Annotated in this window: 19 protein-coding genes and 2 pseudogenes; 12 read left to right on the top strand and 9 right to left on the bottom strand. The window is 63.0% G+C overall.

The features are described 5' to 3' along the window. The first annotated feature begins 32 nt into the window (after positions 1 to 32). Positions 33 to 1,679, top strand: coding sequence for a chaperonin GroEL (gene groL / locus AXW83_RS04470; protein ID WP_066611010.1), 1,647 nt, complete (start codon positions 33 to 35; stop codon positions 1,677 to 1,679). Between the two features lie 202 nt (positions 1,680 to 1,881). On the opposite strand, the gene AXW83_RS04465 is transcribed toward groL, so the two are convergent. Beyond that, positions 1,882 to 2,496, bottom strand: coding sequence for an SOUL family heme-binding protein (locus AXW83_RS04465; protein WP_066611008.1), 615 nt, complete (start codon positions 2,494 to 2,496; stop codon positions 1,882 to 1,884). 355 nt (positions 2,497 to 2,851) lie between these two features. On the opposite strand from AXW83_RS04465, the gene AXW83_RS04460 reads away from it, so the two are divergent. Both AXW83_RS04460 and AXW83_RS04455 read left to right on the top strand, forming a co-directional pair. Then, positions 2,852 to 3,163: a DUF6894 family protein gene (locus AXW83_RS04460; protein WP_066611007.1), complete on the top strand. Its 312-nt coding sequence runs from the start codon at positions 2,852 to 2,854 to the stop codon at positions 3,161 to 3,163. A 250-nt stretch (positions 3,164 to 3,413) separates the two neighbouring features. Beyond that, positions 3,414 to 3,746 (top strand): cation diffusion facilitator family transporter, encoded by a 333-nt coding sequence (locus AXW83_RS04455; protein WP_066611006.1) that lies wholly within the window; start codon positions 3,414 to 3,416, stop codon positions 3,744 to 3,746. Between the two features lie 76 nt (positions 3,747 to 3,822). Here the strand turns inward: AXW83_RS04455 and AXW83_RS04450 are convergent, their stop codons facing one another. Then, the gene (locus AXW83_RS04450; protein ID WP_066611003.1) at positions 3,823 to 4,590 is read right to left on the bottom strand and encodes a PRC-barrel domain-containing protein; all 768 of its coding nucleotides are present in this window, start codon (positions 4,588 to 4,590) and stop codon (positions 3,823 to 3,825) included. Positions 4,591 to 4,745: 155 nt separating this feature from the next. On the opposite strand from AXW83_RS04450, the pseudogene AXW83_RS28135 reads away from it, so the two are divergent. Both AXW83_RS28135 and AXW83_RS26395 read left to right on the top strand, forming a co-directional pair. Further along, a pseudogene (locus tag AXW83_RS28135) lies at positions 4,746 to 4,901 on the top strand (MFS transporter); the annotation flags it as partial. After that, positions 4,897 to 5,049, top strand: a pseudogene (locus AXW83_RS26395) (hydrolase); the annotation flags it as partial. The pseudogenes AXW83_RS28135 and AXW83_RS26395, both read left to right, overlap by 5 nt. Positions 5,050 to 5,339: 290 nt before the next feature. On the opposite strand, the gene AXW83_RS04440 reads toward AXW83_RS26395, so the two are convergent. Both AXW83_RS04440 and AXW83_RS04435 read right to left on the bottom strand, forming a co-directional pair. Next, complete coding sequence (locus tag AXW83_RS04440; protein WP_066610999.1) at positions 5,340 to 6,089, bottom strand: hypothetical protein; 750 nt, start codon at positions 6,087 to 6,089, stop codon at positions 5,340 to 5,342. Between the two features lie 49 nt (positions 6,090 to 6,138). Continuing rightward, the gene (locus AXW83_RS04435) at positions 6,139 to 6,624 is read right to left on the bottom strand and encodes a hypothetical protein (protein ID WP_066610997.1); all 486 of its coding nucleotides are present in this window, start codon (positions 6,622 to 6,624) and stop codon (positions 6,139 to 6,141) included. Positions 6,625 to 6,696: 72 nt separating this feature from the next. Here AXW83_RS04435 and AXW83_RS04430 point away from each other — a divergent pair, with 72 nt between their 5' ends. Beyond that, a complete protein-coding gene (locus AXW83_RS04430) occupies positions 6,697 to 7,521 on the top strand; it encodes a hypothetical protein (protein WP_156639794.1) in 825 nt (274 codons plus the stop codon). A 36-nt stretch (positions 7,522 to 7,557) separates the two neighbouring features. On the opposite strand, the gene AXW83_RS04425 is transcribed toward AXW83_RS04430, so the two are convergent. Beyond that, positions 7,558 to 8,160 (bottom strand): hypothetical protein, encoded by a 603-nt coding sequence (locus AXW83_RS04425; RefSeq protein ID WP_066610991.1) that lies wholly within the window; start codon positions 8,158 to 8,160, stop codon positions 7,558 to 7,560. A 257-nt stretch (positions 8,161 to 8,417) separates the two neighbouring features. Between AXW83_RS04425 and AXW83_RS04420 the strand changes: the two genes are divergently transcribed. Beyond that, positions 8,418 to 8,684, top strand: a complete 267-nt coding sequence (locus AXW83_RS04420) for a hypothetical protein (RefSeq protein WP_066610989.1) — start codon at positions 8,418 to 8,420, stop codon at positions 8,682 to 8,684. 3 nt (positions 8,685 to 8,687) lie between these two features. Continuing rightward, positions 8,688 to 12,995 (top strand): MobF family relaxase, encoded by a 4,308-nt coding sequence (gene mobF / locus AXW83_RS04415; RefSeq protein WP_066610986.1) that lies wholly within the window; start codon positions 8,688 to 8,690, stop codon positions 12,993 to 12,995. A 211-nt stretch (positions 12,996 to 13,206) separates the two neighbouring features. On the opposite strand, the gene AXW83_RS26955 is transcribed toward mobF, so the two are convergent. Beyond that, a complete protein-coding gene (locus AXW83_RS26955) occupies positions 13,207 to 13,725 on the bottom strand; it encodes a hypothetical protein (RefSeq protein WP_156639790.1) in 519 nt (172 codons plus the stop codon). Between AXW83_RS26955 and AXW83_RS04410 the strand changes: the two genes are divergently transcribed. Continuing rightward, a complete protein-coding gene (locus AXW83_RS04410) occupies positions 13,714 to 14,586 on the top strand; it encodes a DMT family transporter (protein ID WP_066610984.1) in 873 nt (290 codons plus the stop codon). The two genes, AXW83_RS26955 and AXW83_RS04410, sit on opposite strands and share 12 nt — an antisense overlap. A gap of 66 nt (positions 14,587 to 14,652) precedes the next feature. Here AXW83_RS04410 and AXW83_RS04405 read toward each other — a convergent pair whose 3' ends face one another. The 3 genes from AXW83_RS04405 to AXW83_RS04395 form a co-directional block, all read right to left on the bottom strand. Next, positions 14,653 to 14,907: a helix-turn-helix domain-containing protein gene (locus AXW83_RS04405; RefSeq protein ID WP_066610982.1), complete on the bottom strand. Its 255-nt coding sequence runs from the start codon at positions 14,905 to 14,907 to the stop codon at positions 14,653 to 14,655. Between the two features lie 51 nt (positions 14,908 to 14,958). Beyond that, positions 14,959 to 15,654, bottom strand: coding sequence for a proteasome-type protease (locus tag AXW83_RS04400; protein WP_210179641.1), 696 nt, complete (start codon positions 15,652 to 15,654; stop codon positions 14,959 to 14,961). Positions 15,655 to 15,722: 68 nt separating this feature from the next. Then, a complete protein-coding gene (locus AXW83_RS04395) occupies positions 15,723 to 16,604 on the bottom strand; it encodes an AraC family transcriptional regulator (protein WP_168166054.1) in 882 nt (293 codons plus the stop codon). Between the two features lie 255 nt (positions 16,605 to 16,859). Between AXW83_RS04395 and AXW83_RS04390 the strand changes: the two genes are divergently transcribed. Genes AXW83_RS04390 through AXW83_RS04380 form a run of 3 tightly spaced genes read left to right on the top strand, consistent with a single transcriptional unit; the run spans position 16,860 to position 20,076 of the window. Further along, entirely contained in the window at positions 16,860 to 18,197 is a 1,338-nt protein-coding gene (locus AXW83_RS04390) for a tetratricopeptide repeat protein (RefSeq protein ID WP_066610978.1), read from the top strand. A gap of 16 nt (positions 18,198 to 18,213) precedes the next feature. Beyond that, positions 18,214 to 18,849 carry a hypothetical protein gene (locus AXW83_RS04385; protein WP_066610977.1) on the top strand — a complete coding sequence of 212 codons (636 nt, stop codon included), beginning with the start codon at positions 18,214 to 18,216 and terminating at the stop codon, positions 18,847 to 18,849. A 57-nt stretch (positions 18,850 to 18,906) separates the two neighbouring features. Further along, the gene (locus AXW83_RS04380; protein ID WP_210179640.1) at positions 18,907 to 20,076 is read left to right on the top strand and encodes a patatin-like phospholipase family protein; all 1,170 of its coding nucleotides are present in this window, start codon (positions 18,907 to 18,909) and stop codon (positions 20,074 to 20,076) included.

Here is a 20,076-nt window from a genome sequence, read left to right as displayed (position 1 = left end):
CCCTTCCCATCCTTTCATAAGGAGTTGCTCTCATGGCAGCCAAAGACGTCAAGTTTTCCACCGATGCGCGCGACCGGATGCTGCGCGGCGTCGAAATCCTCAACAACGCCGTCAAGGTGACGCTGGGCCCCAAGGGCCGCAACGTCGTCATCGACAAGTCGTATGGCGCCCCGCGCATCACCAAGGATGGCGTCACCGTCGCCAAGGAGATCGAGCTCGCCGACAAGTTCGAGAACATGGGCGCCCAGATGGTGCGCGAAGTGGCCTCGAAGCAGAACGACCATGCCGGTGACGGCACCACAACCGCGACCGTTCTCGCCGCCGCGATCATGCGCGAAGGCCTGAAGTCGGTTGCCGCCGGCATGAACCCGATGGACCTGAAGCGCGGCATCGACCTCGCTGTCGAGGCCATCGTGGCCGACCTGAAGAAGAACTCCAAGAAGGTCACGACCAACGCCGAAGTCGCGCAGGTCGGCACCATCTCGGCGAACGGCGACGAGTCGGTCGGCAAGATGATCGCGACCGCCATGCAGAAGGTCGGCAACGAGGGTGTCATCACCGTCGAGGAGGCCAAGACCGCCGAGACCGAGCTCGACGTCGTCGAGGGCATGCAGTTCGACCGCGGCTATCTCTCGCCCTACTTCATCACCAACTCCGAGAAGATGGTGGTGGAGCTCGAGGACCCCTACATCCTCATCTTCGAGAAGAAGCTGTCCTCGCTCCAGGCGATGCTGCCGATCCTCGAGGCCGTGGTGCAGACCGGCAAGCCGCTGCTGATCATCGCCGAGGACGTCGAAGGCGAAGCTCTCGCCACGCTCGTCGTCAACAAGCTCCGTGGTGGCCTGAAGGTCGCGGCCGTCAAGGCTCCGGGCTTCGGCGATCGCCGCAAGGCCATGCTCGAGGACATCTCGATCCTGACCGCCGGCCAGATGATCTCGGAAGACCTCGGCATCAAGCTCGAGACCGTGACCCTCGAGATGCTTGGCCGCGCCAAGAAGGTGCGCATCGAGAAGGAGAACACCACGATCATCGACGGCGCCGGCAAGAAGAAGGACATCGAAGGCCGCGTCCAGCAGATCAAGGCGCAGATCGAGGAGACCACCTCGGACTACGACCGCGAGAAGCTCCAGGAGCGCCTGGCCAAGCTCGCAGGCGGCGTCGCGATCATCCGCGTCGGCGGCGCGACCGAGGTCGAGGTCAAGGAGAAGAAGGACCGCGTCGACGATGCCCTGAACGCGACCCGCGCGGCCGTGGAAGAAGGCGTTCTGCCGGGTGGCGGCGTCGCTCTCCTGCGCGCGCTGTCGACCGTCAAGGCGATCAAGACCGCCAACGACGACCAGAAGACCGGCGTCGAGATCGTCCGCAAGGCGATCATGGCCCCGGCCCGTCAGATCGTCGACAACGCCGGCGATGACGGCGCCGTCGTGATCGGAAAGCTGCTCGAGTCCAAGGACTACGCCTTCGGCTACAACGCCCAGACCGGCCAGTACGGCGATCTGATTGCACTTGGCATCATCGACCCGACCAAGGTCGTGCGCACGGCGATCCAGGACGCAGCTTCGATCGCGGGCCTGATGATCACCACCGAGGCGATGATCGCCGAGCTTCCCAAGAAGGACAGCATGCCCCCGATGGGCGGTGGCGGCGGGATGGGCGGCATGGGTGGTATGGACTACTGATCGTCCCCATCCCTCCACCTCTCCATGAAAGGCCCGGCGCAAGCTGGGCCTTTTTTGTATCTTTGCGCTGCATCTCTTTGGGATTAACTGCCGAAAAATAAAATACCGAGGTGCTCGTCATCGTCACTTGGCCATCAGAGCCGACCCAAACCGCGCTCAATTCTGACCGACCAGCGCACAGCGCTGATTTTTCCTCAGCCTGCTAAGGCACCGCTACGACGAACAGCACTTCATTGCGACGCAGCGGACCGGGCGTCCACGGGTCGTTGTAATAGGCATAGGTCGGCGCGCCTTGGATTGCGATCGCGCGCTGCGCCAGCCAGGCCCGCAACATCGCCTCGTTCTGCGCGATCAACGCATCGGTCGCGGTGCCTGAAAAGCGGATCGCGGCGCGGCGCGCAGCCGGCAGCTCTAGCAGGCGCACATCCTCTCCAGCCGCCTTTGGCAGGGTTTCCAGCGTGTATTTTGACGGCATCACGAAACGGATCAGCCAGCTCTGATCGTTGGCTTGCGTAGGCGTCTGGATCACCGGGGAAGTCATGCTGACGGTCTCGCCCTCACGGCTTTTGGCGAAGATATAGCCGGCAAGCGGCGAGAACCCGGCGCGCACCGCGGCTTGCCGCGCACCGCGCCGCGTCACCTCCGCCACGACGAGCGCAGGATAGTCGCGGATCTCAATAGTGTCGTCGCGTGTGACCGAGGCGTAGGCCGGCTGCTCGATCGTGCTCATGACATAGATCCAGATCCCGACAGCGATCGCCGCGAGCCCGGCAAGGACGCCGAGCCCCATCAGCGCGAGCATCTTGAACGTCCACATGCCTCGGTCCGTATCGGTGTGTTGGCACCCGTCGGTCGGGAGCGCTCCAATCAGGAGATGCTAGCACAGGCTCCAGCCAGCCGGCGCCCACCATGACGTCGCGTCGGTCGTTCTTGGCTCGGAAAAAGGCGGCGCCGACAACCTGCTAAGCGACGATGGCAGCAGACGCGTGCGATGGCGACAAGCGCCGTGACAGCCCCGGCTGGCGCTGGACGCATCCGTCCATTTGGAAGCCGAGCTGGTGAGTTGCTGGCGGCTGGGTCTGGATCACTGCAATAATGGCTCGCCGCTTGAAACATTCCCCGAGACCTGCGTGATGGTCTGGCGCGCCCGTTCCCGCGTCTGGAGGGCTTCGATGCCCCACTACTTCTTCGACACCGACAATGGGTCCGAACCGGTGATCGACTTAGCCGGCCGCGACTTACCCGACGACGCGGCTGCAAGATGGTTCGGCTTGGACACCCTGCCGGACATGGCCCGCGACAAGATCGCCGAGGGCGACCATCGCACGTTCGGCGTCGTGATCAGCAATGCTCACCACGTCGTTATATACAGCGCGACGATCGCGCTGATGGGCGGCTGGAAGAACGGTCACGAACAGCCCCCGAAGTGGAAACCTCGCCAGCCGGTCGCTCTCCTGTCCATGGAACCCAAGGAGGCGTTGTGAGGGCGAACTGAGACCATCTGGCATCTGACGAAACAGCTTCCGGGAATCCCCATTGGAAAGCAGGGGACCACAGCACCGCCCACGATGCCTAAGTTCACGATCACAACGGACATCGGCGACAGCGCCGAGCGCTGAGATGAGCCCCTCGAATTCCCACATACCAAGGCCGCGAACGACGCCGCCCTGATCGCATTGGCAGATATGGCCCGCGAGACGCCCTGCCAGACCCTTGCATGTGCGTATTCCAGACTTGTTCATCGCGCAGGAAAACAACAGTCTTCTGATCGGCGAGCGGGCCGATCAGGATCTATCCCACTCCATCCTGGGCAGCGTCGCCGCCGAAAGCGGGGTCGCGCGAGCCAATGGCCTCCTGAGCGTTCAATTGGCGCCTGACCAGTTTCTCGTGGCGCTCAGCATCGCGTTCGACGACGACATGCGCTCGGGCCAGATCGAAGATCAGGTCGCCGCCATTGAACAGAAGATCCGCGCCGCTCATCCCGAGGTCGTCGCGCTCTTCGTCAAACCCCAGACAGCCAAGGGCTTCGCGACAGCACGACCAGCGCGCTTCGGCGATCTGTCGTGACGGCCTGCGATCGACTGACAATCTGGCGCTGGCCCCGCGTCGACCTTTTGGAAATTGCGGCGAGCGGGGCCCAACATCACCAGCCGTAGCCGCTCCAGCCATAATGCTCGTGCAAGCGTTTCTCGTAGATGTCGTTTATCATCGCGGCGGGATCCCAGGCCGGGCTGGCCTTGACCCGTTCGCGCGTGACGTCGAGATAGACCTTCTCCTGCGACCAGCTGATCTCGCTGACGGCATAGGGCGACATCAGTACCTGCTTGCCCATCCACCAATTGCTGGTGTCAAGCACAAGGTAGCGGATGCCCCAGCTTCCGTCGTCAATCATGAGATTGTCGACATGGCCGATATCGCCGTCGGTGGCGTGCACGTGATAGCCCTTGACCTCGGACACGCTGCGAAGGTGCGGGTCTCCGCTGTCGCCGTGGTTGCCAAGGCCCAGGTCGTCGTAAAGCTCCTTGTTCCCGAAATAGCGCGACGGTCCAAAGCCTGCGCCCGCGAGTTCCGAGCCATAGAGATCGCCACCCCAAAGAGGGCTCCAGCCATAATAGCCGTAGAGGTCGGATTCATGCTGCCGCGAAACGGGCAGATCAGAGCTCAAGGCTGGACTGCCTTGCACCTGCTGCCTGCTCAACGCGACCCGCAGTGTCTGCGCGCCATAGTCGATCTTGCCGATCGCCGAAGGATGGAGGAGCACCTTGCGCTCCGTCAGCCATCTCCCGGTATCGACGACAAGCCATCGGATCTGCCAGGTTCTGTCGTCGAACTGCAGATCCTTGACGGTGCCGATCGCGCCGTCTTGCGCCTCGACGGCATAACCTTTCAGAGCGGAGGCGGCTAACAGCATGGCTGAACCCTTTCTGGACGAAGACGGCCATCCAAACTGGACGGATCAGCAAGCGCCGACGTCTTGCCCGGCTCCGCGGACGGGACCGAGACAGATCAAACCTTCCATGCTGATCGGCGAGTTTAGGGCCCTCTGATGGTCCAATGGGTATCGGCATGCCATCGTTGGTTGATAGGGTCGGAAACTACGCAGCGTCACGAGCGATCGAGTTCGGCAGTTTCATGCGCGACGTCGCCAGCGCTTGGCTCGTAACGGACCTTTCGGGCGCGCCGGCCGCGTTCGCGCTCGTCCAGGCCGCGGCGACGCTTCCCCGAGAACAAGATTCGCGCACAGACCTCGATGAACTCCTGGGGCGACTAAAACGTCCGCGACGCGCTCGCGCCCAACGGGCGCAAGAAGGTCGTGGTCTCGTGTCTATGGACCGAGGTATGCAACACCAACTTCGCGCGCTGCGCCATGCTGGAAGGCGGGCACCCAGATCGTTCGGAAGGTAGACCAGCGCCCCATCGATCGGTGCGCTTTCGCCTTTAGCACGCCATCCCGGACGTGGAAGGAGACGAGTGGGGCGGACGGCTTGGCGTCGGCCCCTGCCACATCAAATTTTATTGTCAGTTCGTCGATCGTGATGACGATTACCTGCATGACTGGTGCGATCGATTGGTTAGAAAGCGCAGCAGCGATCGGCGGAAGTTATGTTGAGGTGCTGGCTCTCGCCGTGAAAATAGCAAAGAACTGGCGATAATCCACACCTATTGCAAAGCTCGCTCCAGACGCTCGAGAAGGGCACTCTGCTGAGATTCACGCAGATAGCTGCGTAGCTCGCTCGGGCTGGGAGGGTAGACACTCATCACCGCGCGAAAGACGGCGGAACCGGGCAGTCGCGCGTGCGTGTATGTGCTGGAGCAGGTGCCCAAAGCATCGCATGCGCGGTGAATTCCGATAGCAGCCAGCAAATCCAATCCGAGTGCGGATATTTCCTTAGCGGCCATCCCTTCAAAGCAGAACAGCAAATCCATGTTGGGTCCGACTTCACGGTCGCCATCCCACCACGTAGGCGTATAGCCAGCTTCGATGTCCAGATAGGTCAGCTGGCCCACACAGCCTGACCGGGCAACGAGCGGGCGGCAAAGCAAGATCTCACCCAGCAGCCGGTTTCCCCTCTCTTCCGACAAATGGTTTACGGACGGCTGTGCCTCACAATGAATGATGTCGAGAGCGGCGCGACAGAGGAAGTAGATGCTCGGCGGTAGCCAATTCGCGACGCTGTCGCCCGGTGCACAGCGGAATTCGTTGGTAAGCTCGCGCGGGAGTGCCTGGGATTTATTCAGGGCGTGGCCAAGGCCAAGCCAAACCACCTCGAAGGTGGTCTTGGCGAGTTCGATAGCCTCGACGTTCGTGTACGCAAACCCACGCCAATGAAACGCCTTTTGCCCATTCAGCGCCACGAACTGCACGTCGTATGCGTTGAGTTTTGGTACTTCCATCTTCTCGCTCGCCACTTCTGCGCCCTCCCGGACCGGCAGGCCGTAAACGGCGTTGAGCTGGCTGCTAGGCGCGACCGGAAACGCTGATGTCTCCGTTATCGGAATCGGCTCGCCCTGCCGCTGCGAAGGATTCTGCGTCGGCTTGTGCTTGGGCTTTGGCGCGCGCGTCTGCGTCGGCCTCGCCGGCCTTCTTGGCGTCGCTGAGCGCTTGGTCGATCCGGGTTTTCAGTTCAGTAAGCGTAATCTTGCCTTCCCTGATCGCATCGAACAGGCGGATCGTGTCCTCGGAACTGGCGACAGCGACGATATAAGCCGCCAGGAGAATGGCATCGTCCGTCTTGATGTACACGCGGCCCTGGAACGACATCAATCGCATGAGCGCATGAGCACCATCGATAATGCGCGACGTAACCTGCGTGTCAGTCCGTTCCGATCCGGCCATTTCGCCGGTCTCCGGATCGATCAGCGCGGCGCGACGCTGGCCGGACTCGATGCCGAAATCGAGGCCAAAGCGATCCTTGTTACGGCTGTTGTCGATCTTCTCAGTCATGGTAGGTCTCCGAATTCGGATGGATCAGCGTCTTTCAGACGCTTCGAAAAATTGAACGGGGACGGGGCCGGCGTGAATACTCAAGCCAAACGACAAACGATCGCGACGGCTGACGGCTGGTACGATCTTGCCAAAGTCGTTGAGGAGCGCTTGGCAAGAATTGGTCACGGCGATCGCGAGGGCGTGTACCAGGCGTTCGCTCGCGAGCACGGGGTTAGCCGGCATGTACCGCAGCGACTTGCCAGGGCATCCCGCTTCCTGGCGACGCTCGCAGAGGAAACGCCGTTTGAATTCCTCGCTTCGCGGCTGCGGTCGCAACCCCTTGCTTCGGTGTCCGTTATTGCCCGGTGGTACAATTATGCCCCCGATCACGCGACCCGTGCCGCCGAGGACCTTGTTGATGGCAAGATCAGTCTCACAGGCCTCATCGCGCAGGAGCGGGCGGATCGTAGCACGGGCGAGCGGGTAGCCGGTGCGACCGACCGGGCCTGGCAGACCTATGCTTCCGTTAAAGCCAGCGAGTTCGTTGAAGGCCTCTATCCAGCAGCCAAGTTCGTTTGGGCTGCTCGAGGGTGGGGACCGGATGGCCCGCGTTTCAACAACAAAATCCCTGGGCTTCTTGGAAGGATGAAGTTCTTGCCCAGCCTCCACCTGGCGTTCACAGTTAGCGACCCTGATCGCCACCTCCTTGTCTGCGTCCTGTCGGCTCAGGGTGAGAAGCGCCGCGTGCCGACGGCCATCGCGCAACTTGTTCTGACCCTGACGGGTTATGCGCGTCGCGGGTATGACGTCCTTCTGCTCGTGGGGCTTTCTGAAGACCTGGAGGTAGCCCGCATCGTGCTGGATCAGCTTGGACGTCCTGATGACGTCCAAGCCCACCTGCTCGATCTCAGTTGAGGTCATCGCGCGTGGCATGGTCCGGCCAGGATCCGATCACTCTTCGGATGTCTCCAGCAACCGGATCTCGACCACAGGCCGGCCAGCCCCCTCCTCTTCCCGCTTGGTCTCCCCTCGCCCAATCCCTGCGAACTTGAGAGCCATGGCCATCGCATCCGGCTGTCGCACGGTCTGTGCCCGAGTTTCGCTGTTACCGGGCGCCGGGGTGGGCTGAACACTCCGGTCAACCTCTTTCCGGGCGTCCTCGGGAAGGACAGCCGTCTGAATCACGGGGTCCTGCGGAACCTTCGGCTGAGGCACCTTGGCAGCGCCCTTGCGCGGCGAGGTCGGGACCAGGCGAAGGGTGCCCGCGACGCGCCGCTCGTCGAAGCTGGCGATGAGGCTCTTGGCCTGCTCCTCTTCATCGATCATGTCGCCGCCTGCATGTCGGGACATGGCAGCGCTATATTCCTGCGCGAGCCACTCGATGCCGAAATGCTGATCGAGAACATGCTTCAGCCGTCGTCCGTGGAGCGCGGTAAGCTCTGGCAGACCGACGCGGTCCGTCAGCATCGCCTCGGCCTTCTCCAGCACCATTTCGAATGCCGCACGATTGACGGTCGCCGTAACACTGCCAGCTCGCTGACGCTTTTTGGTCATCTCATGTCTCCCGTGGAGTCAGTTCCGTCCGCCGCAGCATGTTGATACTCTAAAATCTGATAGACCGCAATGGCGCTCTAATGAGCTTGACGCGATAGCGCGGCCTCGGCCATTGTGTTCGAGTGAGATGTAGATTCACGACGCAGGCACGCACCCTTCGGTGCTGGCGACTGCTCTCAAGCCTCTGATTTCATTCACAAAACCTACGGTGATGGGCTGTGGCCAAACCATCTGAACTCAGGGTCCTCATCGACCCCATGCTGCTTGAGAAAGTCCGGCATCGCGCGCGCGTGGACAGGGTCCTGCTGCCGTTCCTCGTACAACATGCCCTATCGCGTTACCTGGACGCCGACGCGCAGGCCGACAAACTTCGTGTCGATATCGCCGCAGTCCGCGGGGTGGTAGATGCGCTCGCCGACCAAATTGACCCGATCGTTCGCTTTATCGCGACGACCTCGATCAGCGCTTCCCACCGAAGCCGGCCTCATTCCCGTGCCTTTATCGCCGAAGAACGAGAGGATTGATCGATGTTCAACTGCACGGCCGTTCACGCTGTGGCATATTACGATGATCAGGCCGCCGACGCAGCGCGTCTTGCCGAACGCTCGATCAAATCGCGGAAGAAGGGCGCCGTCTCGACGGCGGCGATCTCCTATTATGACCACCTAGGCGAAGATGGCCGGGGAATTTTCGTCAAGCTTGGCCAACTCGAAGCTGGCGCGAGCAGCCCGTTCAGCGGCATCCATACCGGCGACATCGCCGATTCCGACAAGATCTTGCGTCTGGCGCAGGGGCTTCATCCTGAAACCGGCAGGCCTTTAGGCATAAAACACAAGGAACGTTGGCTCAACTCGAAGCAGCGCGAAGCCAAGAAAGTCGTCGGGTACGACCTTTCGCTCTCCCCTCCCAAAGACGCGAGCATAATATACGGGCTTGGTTCACCTGACGTGAGGCGCGCTGTTGCGAGCGCTCATAATCGCGCTGTTGCCGCAGCGCTGCGTTTTATCGAGCGTCAGGGCCTCATCATCACACGTTCTGGACAGGATGGGCGCGTGCGCGAGCCAGCGGCACAGGTTGTTGCGTCGCTCTACCTGCATGGTCTGTCCCGCGAAAATGATCCACAAATTCATACGCACGCTGTCATCTTCAACCTCTGCAAACGCGCTGACGGCTCGATCGGGGCGATCGATAATCATTCGTTGAGGGTTTTTGGAGGGGCGATCGCAGCGCTCTATCGTTGCGAGCTGGCAAGCATACTGCGCCAGGAACTAGGGCTCGAGGTGACGCGAGACGAGCGCAACTTTGTGCTGCCAATCGTTCCAGAGGTGCTTGTGAAGGCTTTTTCCAAGCGTCGTTCCGCCATTGAGACTGCTGCGCGCAATGGCGGATTTGAGACGGCGAAGGACCGCAATGCCGCCCAACGGGCCGCCTACGCCACCCGCAAATCCAAGAACCCGAAACTAACGATCGCCGCCCTAACCCCGCGATGGCGTGAGGAAGCGCTTGCAGCAGGTTGCGATCCGGCTGCTTTTTTGGCGCCGGTGGAAGCTGCTCTTAGACGCGGCCCCGAGAAGTCCATTGCGGAACGGCGCAGACCGACGATCGACAGGGCCGCGCTGATCTCGTCCATCTTCGCGACTGAAGCGGAGAAGACATGGCCACAAATCCTCTGTGCTGTCGCTGAACATGTGCAGATATCCGCCACCGCTCAGGAGGCAATCGCCCTCGCCGACAGCATTCGTGGCGAGTTGATCGCCCTGCCCTCTTCCTCTGGTGGGGACAAGCTCTTTACAACGCACACCATTGTCGAAGCCGAGCATGGCCTCCTGAAAACAGCGTTGGCCGCACGCGGACGGTGGCGCCAACTCTCGCAGAGCGAGGTTATCCTTGGCCTAAAGCGCCAGAAGGAGTTGAACGACGAGCAACGTTTGGCTGTCATTCACGGCCTCAACCGTGACGGCATCAGCGTCATCAATGGTTCCGCTGGCACCGGGAAGAGCTTCAGTTCAGCAGCCATCAAAGCCATCACGGCTGCGGCCGGGTTGCGCTTGATCGTGACGTCTTCGTCGTGGCAGGCCACCCATGTAATCCGTCGCGACGCCGGCGTTCCCGTGACGGATTCGCATTCCCTCGCCAGACTGCTAGCGAGACTTGCGCGTGGAAGCGAGCTCTTGACTGCCAAGACGGTCATACTCGTCGACGAAGCTGGCATGGCGCCGCTCTTCGACATCGCAGATCTCGTCCGTCGCGCTGACGTCGCCGGCGCCAAAATTATCCTAGTGGGTGATGCCCAGCAGCTGCAGCCCGTGGCCGCAGGTGCGCCGATGCGCGCGCTTGCCGACCTGCTCGGCCGCAGCGCGCTTGTTGGAATACGGCGTCAGGAGCTTCCGTGGATGCGGCAATGTTCCATGGATTTAGCAGGCCAGCGTGCGGATCGCGCCATCGATACGTATGATACCAACGGTCATGTCAGCGTTCATCTCGACCGTTCCACGACCCTTTCGGTTGCTGCAAAAGACTACATCAGCATGGCTATGTCGACCGGCTCCGTGGACCACGAAAGCCTGCGATCTCAGCTGATGATCACCCCGCGCAATCGCGACGTTGCGGCACTGAACGCGCTGATCCGTACCAAGCTCCAGAGTATTGGGCTCGTCGAGGCCGACGGGGCAGATGTACTGGCGCTGCCTCGTGCCAAACAGGAGGGGCGCCAGCCGGTCAGTCTCGCACTTGCCGTCGGGGATCGCCTGATCTTCGGCGAGCGTTTGGAGGTGGGAAACAAGACGATCTTCAACGCCGATGTTGCGCGCATCATGTCGATCGATCCTGCACCAGGCGGCCCAGTTCTGACCTTCGTGCTGGATCGCGAACGGGAAGATGGGCAACCTCTTTCGTTTAGCGCACCGTTCAAGGATCTGGTTTCCCGCTTTCGCATTGGTGAACATCCCATCATTCAGCATGCCTACGCGGTGACCATCCACGCGTCGCAGGGGGCGACCGTCGATCGCTGCATCGTCGTGGATATCGACGGTCTGAGTGCCGAGCATAGCTACGTCTCCATGACCCGCCATCGTCACGATCTGCGCGTTCACGTCAGTGCGGAACGCAGCCTGTCGCGTGGTCGCCGCGAAACTATCGCGGTGTCCCGTACCGGCCGCCTTCGAGGAACGGACGAACTTCAAGCGGCGCCCGTAGCGCTCACGTCCGATGAGAGAGCGGTTACCATCGGCGCCATGAAGGCAAACGCGTGCAAGGTGCAGCGGGCCCCAAATCCCTCGGCGCGGCTCCTTGACCAGGCTCTATGGCTGGCGGCGGACGACCCCGTCACCGAGTTTAAACGCCAAATGGCCCTCCCGCGGTCTCGGAACCGGACCCCGAAGATAACTAATACCAAGCTAACTGAGCCCGGGCTCCCCGCCGATCCGACCGAATTCTCCGCTATCGAACGTCGTCATCTCGACGCCATTCCGTTCAACGGTACGCGCGTTCTGACCCCCCTTGGTCTCAAACAGCTCAGCGACAACCAACTTGTCCATATCAAGACAAAAACACTCATCCCGCTGGCCCAGGGGCTGCCGGTATGGTCGGACCAGCAAATCGAGGCGTTGACGAGACGGAAAGCCGTTCACGACCATCCGATCGTGCAGAGCGTCGTGCTGTTGCTTCTAAAACCTGTTCGTCTGGCACGGGCCTGGGTTCGCAGGACCTTCGGCCTTGCGGGGCTCAATCCTTTCGCCACTGCACTTCATGACGAGGAGCGCCGCAAGCGGGTCCGCAAAGCCGAGGTGGAATCCGAGCCGCAGGGCACGCTGGCAGAGCAATTTGCGTCGAGGGAATTCGATGTCGACGATAATCAGGCGTCGCGGCGCAAGCTCCGGTTGCGAATCTGGAACGCACAGTCCGACCGAACGCGACGGCAGATGGACACTGACCCAGTGGAGATCGTGCGGGATGTCAGCAATAGCGTGCAACTTTCCGACCCGCAGTCAACTTATGTCACGCCTCCTAAGCCAGTATCGACCGTCGCCGACGCCACGCCATCAGCTTCATCGAGGCCATCCTCGATACCGGATTCGCCTCAGGAGCACGTTCGACTCGGCCCGGCGCACTTGTGGCGTCACGCACAGGCGCAGCTCGATGAGGGGCGCCCGGTGCTCGTACAGCCCACCTCCGACCGCAACCAAGTCATGGATAACAGCGTCAAAGTCGCGGCTGTGTCGTCTCCGACGCACGATTTAAAATCCGATGCCCGACTTCCGTCCACCCCGAAAGGTCGGACAAATGACGCGAATGTTCCCATGCCCCGCTCGCCAGCGGCCACTATAATTCCGGATGAACAGGCCTCTCGGAACGCCCCAGATTCGGGTCGATTTCACAATACAGTGCGCGTCGGGCGAAATGATCCCAAGTATGAACGCCCAAACACCAACCAATTTTCATCAAACCTTGTCGACGGTCAAAAAAGCGAGCCCCTTCAGAGCGGTAAGACTCCTGCCATGGACGGAGCAACACGCCCTCCTTCCCAGTTTAAAAAGGATGGCATCGCGGTAGGCCATCCGGAGGAACAGACGCGGCCGAAATCCCCTCCCACCGCTGTCAAGCGACCGGCGGCACAGACCCGAAAGCCATCTGATCTCTTCACGCGGATAAAGCAGACTGCAGTCACCGAGCGCGCCGAGTTCGGTATCGTTGACGTGCCCAAAGCGCCCAGCCGCTTCAAAGCCAATTCGGCTGCCATCCGTAAGGCTGACGCCGCCCGCACGATCGATTCTAGTGGTCCCCCGACGCAAGCGGGGAGGCCAGCCAAGAAGCGAGACGACTTCGAAATTAAGTAGGCTGCCCGCCCATTGAGTAGGCTGCCCGCCCGGAGAAAAGATTGTGGTCGTCGATTAACTATGATCGGTTGCCACGCAAGTCGGCAGCAATTCGGATAAAAGTACCGCGAATTCCCGTCGCTCGTACGGGTTAGATGCGCCAACTACTGACATTGATGTGTAGCCTGCTAGCTGACATTGTCGCGCTCAATCGTTGAAGTCACGTATGCCTCTATGGTGTCAGCACGACATGGTGGACGCCGTGTGGCATGGCAATGCGGCCGAGCCGTTCCAGTCGTGGCTTCGGACCTTTGACGACGCGGAATGTTTCAAGCCCAGGGCCTGTGTCGGCCGTGGCTCCTTCGTGTCCCTGAAAGACGGTTGCGAGGAAATGATCGCCTAAGAGATCGAAGGCTCCGCCTTCCGGTAGTACACCATCTATCAGGTAGTCGGCGACCTTGGTCAGCCCGCCGCTCTCGGTATCGAAGCGCAGCAATGTCACTGTGGATTGGCGCTGGAAGCGCGGCGAACCCGGCGGGAACTCCGTCCCGCGCATGTTGACGGTCGCAACCAAGGTTCCGTCTGGACTGATCGCGATACCTTCGGCGGAATTGTCGGTCGAAACATCGGCGATTCGGGTGTGGCGCGGCTCGGACGCTGGCCCTACCTGAGCCTTGGCCAGCTCGCGTAGCGATGCCCCGCCAGCGATGGCGGGGCTTTCGTGTTGAGGAATTCTCGGATGATGGCGCAAGGCGGACGCAGCGGCATCGGGCTGATGGTCCTGGCGATGATCGTCTTTGGCACACAGGACGCGGTGTCGCGACATCTGGCGGCGCAGTATGGCATCGTCCTGATCCTGACGATCCGGTTCTGGTTCTTCGCGCTTTTCGTGCTTGGCCTGAGCGCGAGGGCCGAAGGCGGGCTGCGCGCGGTGGCCGCGACGCGGCGCCCGATTCTCCAGATCTTGCGCGGCATGGCGCTTGTCGCCCAGCTCGTGCTGCTGATCCAGGGATTCGTCCAGATCGGTCTGGTCGAGACCCATGCGATCTTCGCGTGCTACCCGCTGATCGTTGCGGTGCTGGCTGCCGCCGCGCTCGGCGAGGTGGTTCCGGCGGCGCGCTGGCTCGCCATTGCAGCCGGAGCCGCTGGCGTCCTGGTCATCCTCCAGCCGGGAGCAGAGGTGTTCACACCGGCTGCGCTGATCGTGCTCGGGGCAGCGAGCATCTTTGCGGTCTATTCGATCCTGACCCGGCTCGTGGCGCGCGACGACCGGCCACAGACCAGCTTCTTCTACACGGGCGTCGTACCCGGGCTGCTGCTCAGTTTCGCCGCGCCCTTCGTCTGGCGGCCGCTCGCCTATAGCGACGGGGGATGGATGGCGCTCCTGTGCGTCTCCGGTGCGCTCGGCCACTACCTGCTCATCCGCGCCTACCAGCGCACACAGGCGAACCTGCTCCAACCCTTCGCCTATCTCCAGCTCGTGACCGCGTCAGCTTGCGGCGTCGTGGTCTTCGGCGAGGCTCTGTCATGGACGACGCTGCTGGGAGCGGCGATCGTGGTTCTGGCAGGCCTGTCAAATCTTTGGATCGAACGGCGACGCAGCACTGCCTGAGGCGTCGTGGCGAAGAGCGACCGCTTGATGCGCTCCACGACAAGGTCATCGTTCCTGCTCGCGGCGTCAGGAGCGCTCGCGCTGCCGACGATAGGTCGTCGGGCTGAGGCCGAGAACCTTGTTGAACGCCCGCGCCAGCGATTGCGGACTCTCATAACCCACGTCGAAAGCGATCTCGGTCAAGCTCCGGTCGGTCGCCTCCAGCAGACGACGGGCATTTTCAACCCGGATGCGGATGAGGTACGCGTGGGGTGCATGGCCGGTGGATCGCTTGAAGGCGCGGACGAAGTGATAGACCGATAGGTCCGTCAGGGCAGCCAAAGCAGACGCGGCTCCAATCCTCGGTCACCTACCGTTTCTGAGACACGAGCGTCAGAAGCGCGGTTCAGGCAGACTCTCCACCAGCCGGCTCAGGCCGTCGCTGTAACGTTCGCGCAGATCCGCCCAGTAGGGATGCTGGGCGGTGAACTTGGCGAGCTGCCCGGCTATCAGGCTGCCGGCCTCGTAGCGCAGCAGGTCGATCGGTGGGGCGACCGAAAGGTTGCTGCGGATCGTGGCGTCGAAGGAGAGCAAAGCGAGCTTCGCCGCCTCGTCGAGCCCGCTGCGCATCGTCAGGGCGCGGTCGAGGATCGGCTTGCCGTATTTGGTCTCGCCGAGCTGCAGGAACAGGTTGCGGCTCGAGGCCTCCACGAAATTTCCGGCCGAATAGACCTGGAACAGGCGGTGGCCGTCGCCGGCGATCTGGCCCCCGACGAGGAAGCTCGCGCTGGGATCGCCATAGGGCTCGACGTAGCTGCGGTTGAGCCGCATCACCTCGCGCAGCACGGCGCCGACGGTCTGCGCGACGTCGAACAGGCTGCGGGCGGCGAGAAGGTCGCCCTCGGGCCCGACCGTGCCACCGCGGCCGGCCGTCTGGCGGATCATGCTGATCACCGCCTGGGTCGTGGCGAGATTGCCAGCCGAAAGGATGGCGACGACGCGTTCGCCCGGCTTCTCGAATAGCGCGAGCTTTTTGACGGTCGAAATCTGGTCGACTCCCGCGCTGGTGCGGGAATCGGAGGCCAGCACGAGCCCGTCGGCAGCCAGATGCCCAGGCAGTAGGTCATGGTCGCGTCTCCCCCCGCGATGAGCGGCGACTATGGCATGGTTCCGCCGCCGGCATGACGGCGGATCTGGCCGCGCATGCTGCGGATGCTGGCAAAGCCGGAGCGCCTAGCGATCTCCTCGATCGGGAGATCCTTGGTCTCCATCAGACGCAGGCAGCGCTGGGTGCGCCGCTGCTGGATGAAGCGGTAGGGCGAGACGCCGACCTGCGCCTGGAATTCCCGTGCGAAGTGGAACAGGCTGAGCCCGGCTAGCGCGGAAAGCTCGGTCAGCGACAGGTCCGTTTCAAGATTGTCCTCGATATAGGCCAGAACCCGCCGCACCTCGATGCGGCGATAAGTCGAGCGTTCGCGGTGCCGGGCGGCGCAACGCAGCAGGCTGCCCGCGAGATGGGTTACCGCGCTGTCGAGAAAAAGCCGCGACGCGTCATCGGTGCGTGCCAGCTCGATCCAGAGTGACCGGCAAGCCGCTTCGAGGACGTTGTTCTTGAAGTAATGACCAATGAGGGGGCGCAGCGCCGCCTCCTCATTGGCAAAGAGCTCGTCGTCGAGATCGGTCAGGAGACCGCCGCTCCAGGTCAGGACCATGAGACGCGTCGGCCCGGCGATCTCGTAGCGCACCTCGGTACCGGGCGGCACCAGCAGGAAGTCGCCGCGGCTGCGTGGCCGCTGTTTCCAGCCGTCTCCATAGTTGAAGCGGGTCGGGCAGGCCGCCTTCAGCGGCAGACCGAGGACCCAGTCCGTGCTGGCGATGTCGGTGAAGTCGTGCGGCTGCTGACTAACGACGAAGCCGTGCAACTGGCTCCAGACATGCGTGCGGTGCTCCTGGGGAAACTGCGAATAGCCCGAGGACCGGTAGAAGTCGGCGAAGGAGCGTCTTGGCCGGCCGGGACTTGCGATGGCGTGCGTGGTCATCGGTCCTCCTTTCTCCTTGAGCATGGCGCGGTCGCTGCACCGCAGAAAGGGGCTTTCGCTGCCCGCGACGCCTTCTTGCCGGGTCCGCGCAAGCCTTCACCGCAAGATCGCGCCCTAGCGTCATCGCAAGATGATTTGTCCTCGGCTAGCCTTTCGCAAGTGCAGAACCGATGGCCAAAGAGCGAAAGGTGCGGATGTGACGTCTGATCCCGCAACCGTGTTCGGTATCACGCTCCCGACAGGTGGAGCGCAGGCATGATCGACGCGTTTGGCTCTCAGCACGCAGTCGATCATCCGGTCGCTGGCCGGGCCTTCGCCGCTGCGGTCGGGGCCCTGGCCGGCCACCGGCCCAACGCGGGCGCCCATCTCGAAGCCGCGCTGGAGGCTGAGCCTGCCTTGACGGCGGCGCACGCGCTGGCCGGCATGGCCGCCATCGTCCTGGCCGGCAAGGACCACCTCGCCGATGCCGCGATCCGCCTGCAGCGTTCGCGCGCGGCTCTCAGGCGCAATGGAGGCGGGACGGCATTCGAGCGGGCCCTGGTCGCTGCTCTCGAGCATGCCGTCGCCGGGCGTCTGCGTTCGGCGGCCGATGGGCTCGACGATTTTCTCTACCGCGATCCCAACGCCTTCCTGGCCGCCAAACTCTCGCATGCACTGCGCTTCATGACCGGTGATGTCGACGGCATGGTCAGCCTGACGGCCCGCCTCAGCCTGGAATGCGAGCGGTCGAATGCGGGCTACGGCTATCTGCTCGGCTGCCATGCCTTTGGGCTGGAGGAGATCGGGCGGCTGCACGAGGCGGAACGGGTCGGCCGGGCGGCCCTGGCCGTCGCGGTCGACGATGCCTGGGGGCTCCATGCCGTGGCCCATGTCTTCGAGAGCCGTGGCCAGACAGCGGAGGGCACCGCCTGGCTCGAGGAGCACCGTGCGGTCTGGACCCGCTGCAACAATTTCTCGCGGCATTTCGCATGGCATCTTGCCCTGTTCGTGCTGGAGCGCGGCGACCACGAGGCCGTGCTGGCGATCTACGACCGCGACATCGGCAGCGAGCTCTCCGGCGATTTCCGCGACTTCGCCAATGCGGCCTCGGTGCTGTGGCGCCTGCGCCAGCTCGGCATCGATCCAGGCACGGCGCGCTGGGAGGTGCTGGCGGAGATCGCCCACCGGCATGCGCGCAGCACGACGCTCGTCTTCGCGCAACTCCACTTCCTGATCGCGCTGATCGGGGCCGGACGACGCGACGAGGCGGCCGCCTTTGCCGAGTTCATCCACGACAGCGGCCGCGCTGCCACCGACCAGGCCAATGTCGCCCGCAATGTCGGTGCCGAACTCGCTTTCGCGCTGGTCCAGGGTGATCATGGCGGGGCCTCCGGCGCGCCGGTCGGCTTTCTGGCGCGCCGGCTGCACCGGCTCGGCGGAAGCCACGCCCAGCGCGACGTGTTCCTGCAGGCGCTCGCCGGGATGGCGCATGCGGCCGGCGACGCCGCGGGTCTGCGCCAGGTGCTGGCAGTCAGGCGGCGCCATAAGGCCGATGACCCGTCGGTAACCAAGCTGCTTCGCGGAGCGAATTCAGCTTCAGCTCAGCAGAACTGAGGGGCGGAGACGGATAATGACGGTGGTAGCCGAAGCGAAACCTGCGACCCTTCAGGGTCGGACGGCCCTTCATCTCTTCGCCGGCGGGCTCGCCGGCCTGCTGATCTGGGAGGTCTGGGCCCGCGTGCTGACGAAGGCCGTGCTGGGTTATCCGCTTGAGCCCGCCGGGCTGATCGACGCCATCGCCCAGCATCGATTGGGCCTGTCTGTGCCCCATCTGCTTCGCGAGGCGCTGCATTATGGCGTTGGCATCGTCGGCTACCCGGTCGCCTATTTCGTGATCTCGCGCTTCGTGCCGCGCTGGCCCGTCGTGCTCGATGCCCTCGTCTTCGTGACCTTCTCGATCGGCATCGCCGGTTTGATCGCGGCGGGCACGTTCAAGCCGATCCACTTCATCTTCTGGACGGCGGCCGTCGGGCTGATCGCCACCCGCCTGATCAACCGGGACGCGCTGATCGCCAACGCCATCACCTGGGGCAATTTTACCTGGCTCAATGCGCTGGGCCTGATGGCGCCGATCGGCGGCCTGTCGTTCTACCTGCTCGGGGAGGGCGGCGAGCTCTCCTACATGAGCTTCGTCGGCCATGTGATCTACGGGGCGGTCGCCGTCTGGCTCTTCGAGCGCATTGAAGCCGGCTTCGACCGCCGATGACGCCGGCGCGGCGGTCGCGCCTGCAGACACCAACGCAGTGACGGGAGGCGCAACGCCATGACGGCACGATTTCAGACCAAACCCGCCGATTTCGACAAGAAGGTCGGGCTTGTGCTGCAGGGCGGAGGCGCGCTCGGCAGCTACCAGGCAGGCGTCTACAAGGCGCTGGCCGAGTCAGGCTACCATCCCGACTGGATCGCCGGCATCTCGATCGGCGCCATCAACGGCGCCATCATCGCCGGCAATGCGCCCGCAGAGCGCGTCTCGCAGCTTCGCGGTTTCTGGGAGCGGGTCACGGCCCCGACCACGAGCTTTCCCTTCCTACCTTTCACGGAGGCGGCAAACCGGCGCTGGCACGCCGCGAGCGCCCTCCTGTTCGGACGGTCGGGCTTTTTCGGGCCCCGCCCGATGACCGATTGGTTCGGCTCGCCGGTGAGTTTCTACGAGACCAAAGCTTTGCGCAGCACGCTGGAGGCCTTCATCGACTTCGACCGGCTTAATGCCGGCGATACCCGCTTCAGCGTCGCTGCCGCCAATGTCCGGACCGGCGATTTCGCCTATTTCGACAGCCGCGAGATCACCATCCAACCCGAGCACGTCATGGCCAGCGCCGCGCTGCCGCCGGGCTTCCCGCCCGTCGAGATCGACGGCGAGCACTACTGGGACGGCGGCCTCGTCTCCAACACTCCCCTTCAGTATGTGCTCGACTATGTCCCGAGGCGCAGCCGGCTAACCTTCCAGGTCGATGTCTTCAATGCGGAAGGGCCGCTCCCCTCCGACCTGGAAAGCGCGATGGAGCGTGAGAAGGACATCCGTTATTCGAGCCGCACGCGCACCGCGACCGACATGGCGCGGGTGATCCACGATGTCCGCCACAACATCAACGACCTGATCGAGCGCCTGCCCGACGATCTGCGCGCCAGCAAGGAGGCGCAGTTTCTTTACGAGTTCGGCTGCGTCACCCGCATGGACATCGTCAGGCTGAGCTATCGCCCGGCCGAACCGCAGGGCCAGTCCAAGGACTACGAGTTCAGTGCCACCACCATGGCGCAGCGCTGGGACCAGGGCCTGCTCGACGCCCGCGCGACGCTGGCCGAGAGCCCCTGGCTCGTCCCGATGCCGAGCGAACTGGGCGCAAGGGTGTTTGACGGTGGCTGGGCGACCAATGCCCCGGCACAGACCAGCCTGATGGCGCCAAGCCGTCCGGCCGCGGCCGAGCCGGGCTGA

Source organism: Bosea sp. PAMC 26642, assembly GCF_001562255.1.
Classification (GTDB): Bacteria; Pseudomonadota; Alphaproteobacteria; order Rhizobiales; family Beijerinckiaceae; genus Allobosea.
Note: the sequence above shows the minus strand (reverse complement) of the source record. Positions and strands in the feature narration are given on the sequence as shown.

Bases quoted from the DNA above. Each gene is read 5' to 3' on its own strand.
- AXW83_RS04390 (WP_066610978.1), top strand. From the start codon at position 16,860: ATGATCGACGCGTTTGGCTCTCAGCACGCAGTCGATCATCCGGTCGCT.
- AXW83_RS04425 (WP_066610991.1), bottom strand. From the start codon at position 8,160: ATGACCAAAAAGCGTCAGCGAGCTGGCAGTGTTACGGCGACCGTCAAT.
- AXW83_RS04435 (WP_066610997.1), bottom strand. From the start codon at position 6,624: ATGACTGAGAAGATCGACAACAGCCGTAACAAGGATCGCTTTGGCCTC.
- mobF (WP_066610986.1), top strand. From the start codon at position 8,688: ATGTTCAACTGCACGGCCGTTCACGCTGTGGCATATTACGATGATCAG.
- AXW83_RS04410 (WP_066610984.1), top strand. From the start codon at position 13,714: ATGATGGCGCAAGGCGGACGCAGCGGCATCGGGCTGATGGTCCTGGCG.
- AXW83_RS04395 (WP_168166054.1), bottom strand. From the start codon at position 16,604: ATGACCACGCACGCCATCGCAAGTCCCGGCCGGCCAAGACGCTCCTTC.
- AXW83_RS04380 (WP_210179640.1), top strand. From the start codon at position 18,907: ATGACGGCACGATTTCAGACCAAACCCGCCGATTTCGACAAGAAGGTC.
- AXW83_RS04460 (WP_066611007.1), top strand. From the start codon at position 2,852: ATGCCCCACTACTTCTTCGACACCGACAATGGGTCCGAACCGGTGATC.
- AXW83_RS04385 (WP_066610977.1), top strand. From the start codon at position 18,214: ATGACGGTGGTAGCCGAAGCGAAACCTGCGACCCTTCAGGGTCGGACG.
- groL (WP_066611010.1), top strand. From the start codon at position 33: ATGGCAGCCAAAGACGTCAAGTTTTCCACCGATGCGCGCGACCGGATG.
- AXW83_RS04465 (WP_066611008.1), bottom strand. From the start codon at position 2,496: ATGTGGACGTTCAAGATGCTCGCGCTGATGGGGCTCGGCGTCCTTGCC.
- AXW83_RS04450 (WP_066611003.1), bottom strand. From the start codon at position 4,590: ATGCTGTTAGCCGCCTCCGCTCTGAAAGGTTATGCCGTCGAGGCGCAA.
- AXW83_RS04420 (WP_066610989.1), top strand. From the start codon at position 8,418: ATGCTGCTTGAGAAAGTCCGGCATCGCGCGCGCGTGGACAGGGTCCTG.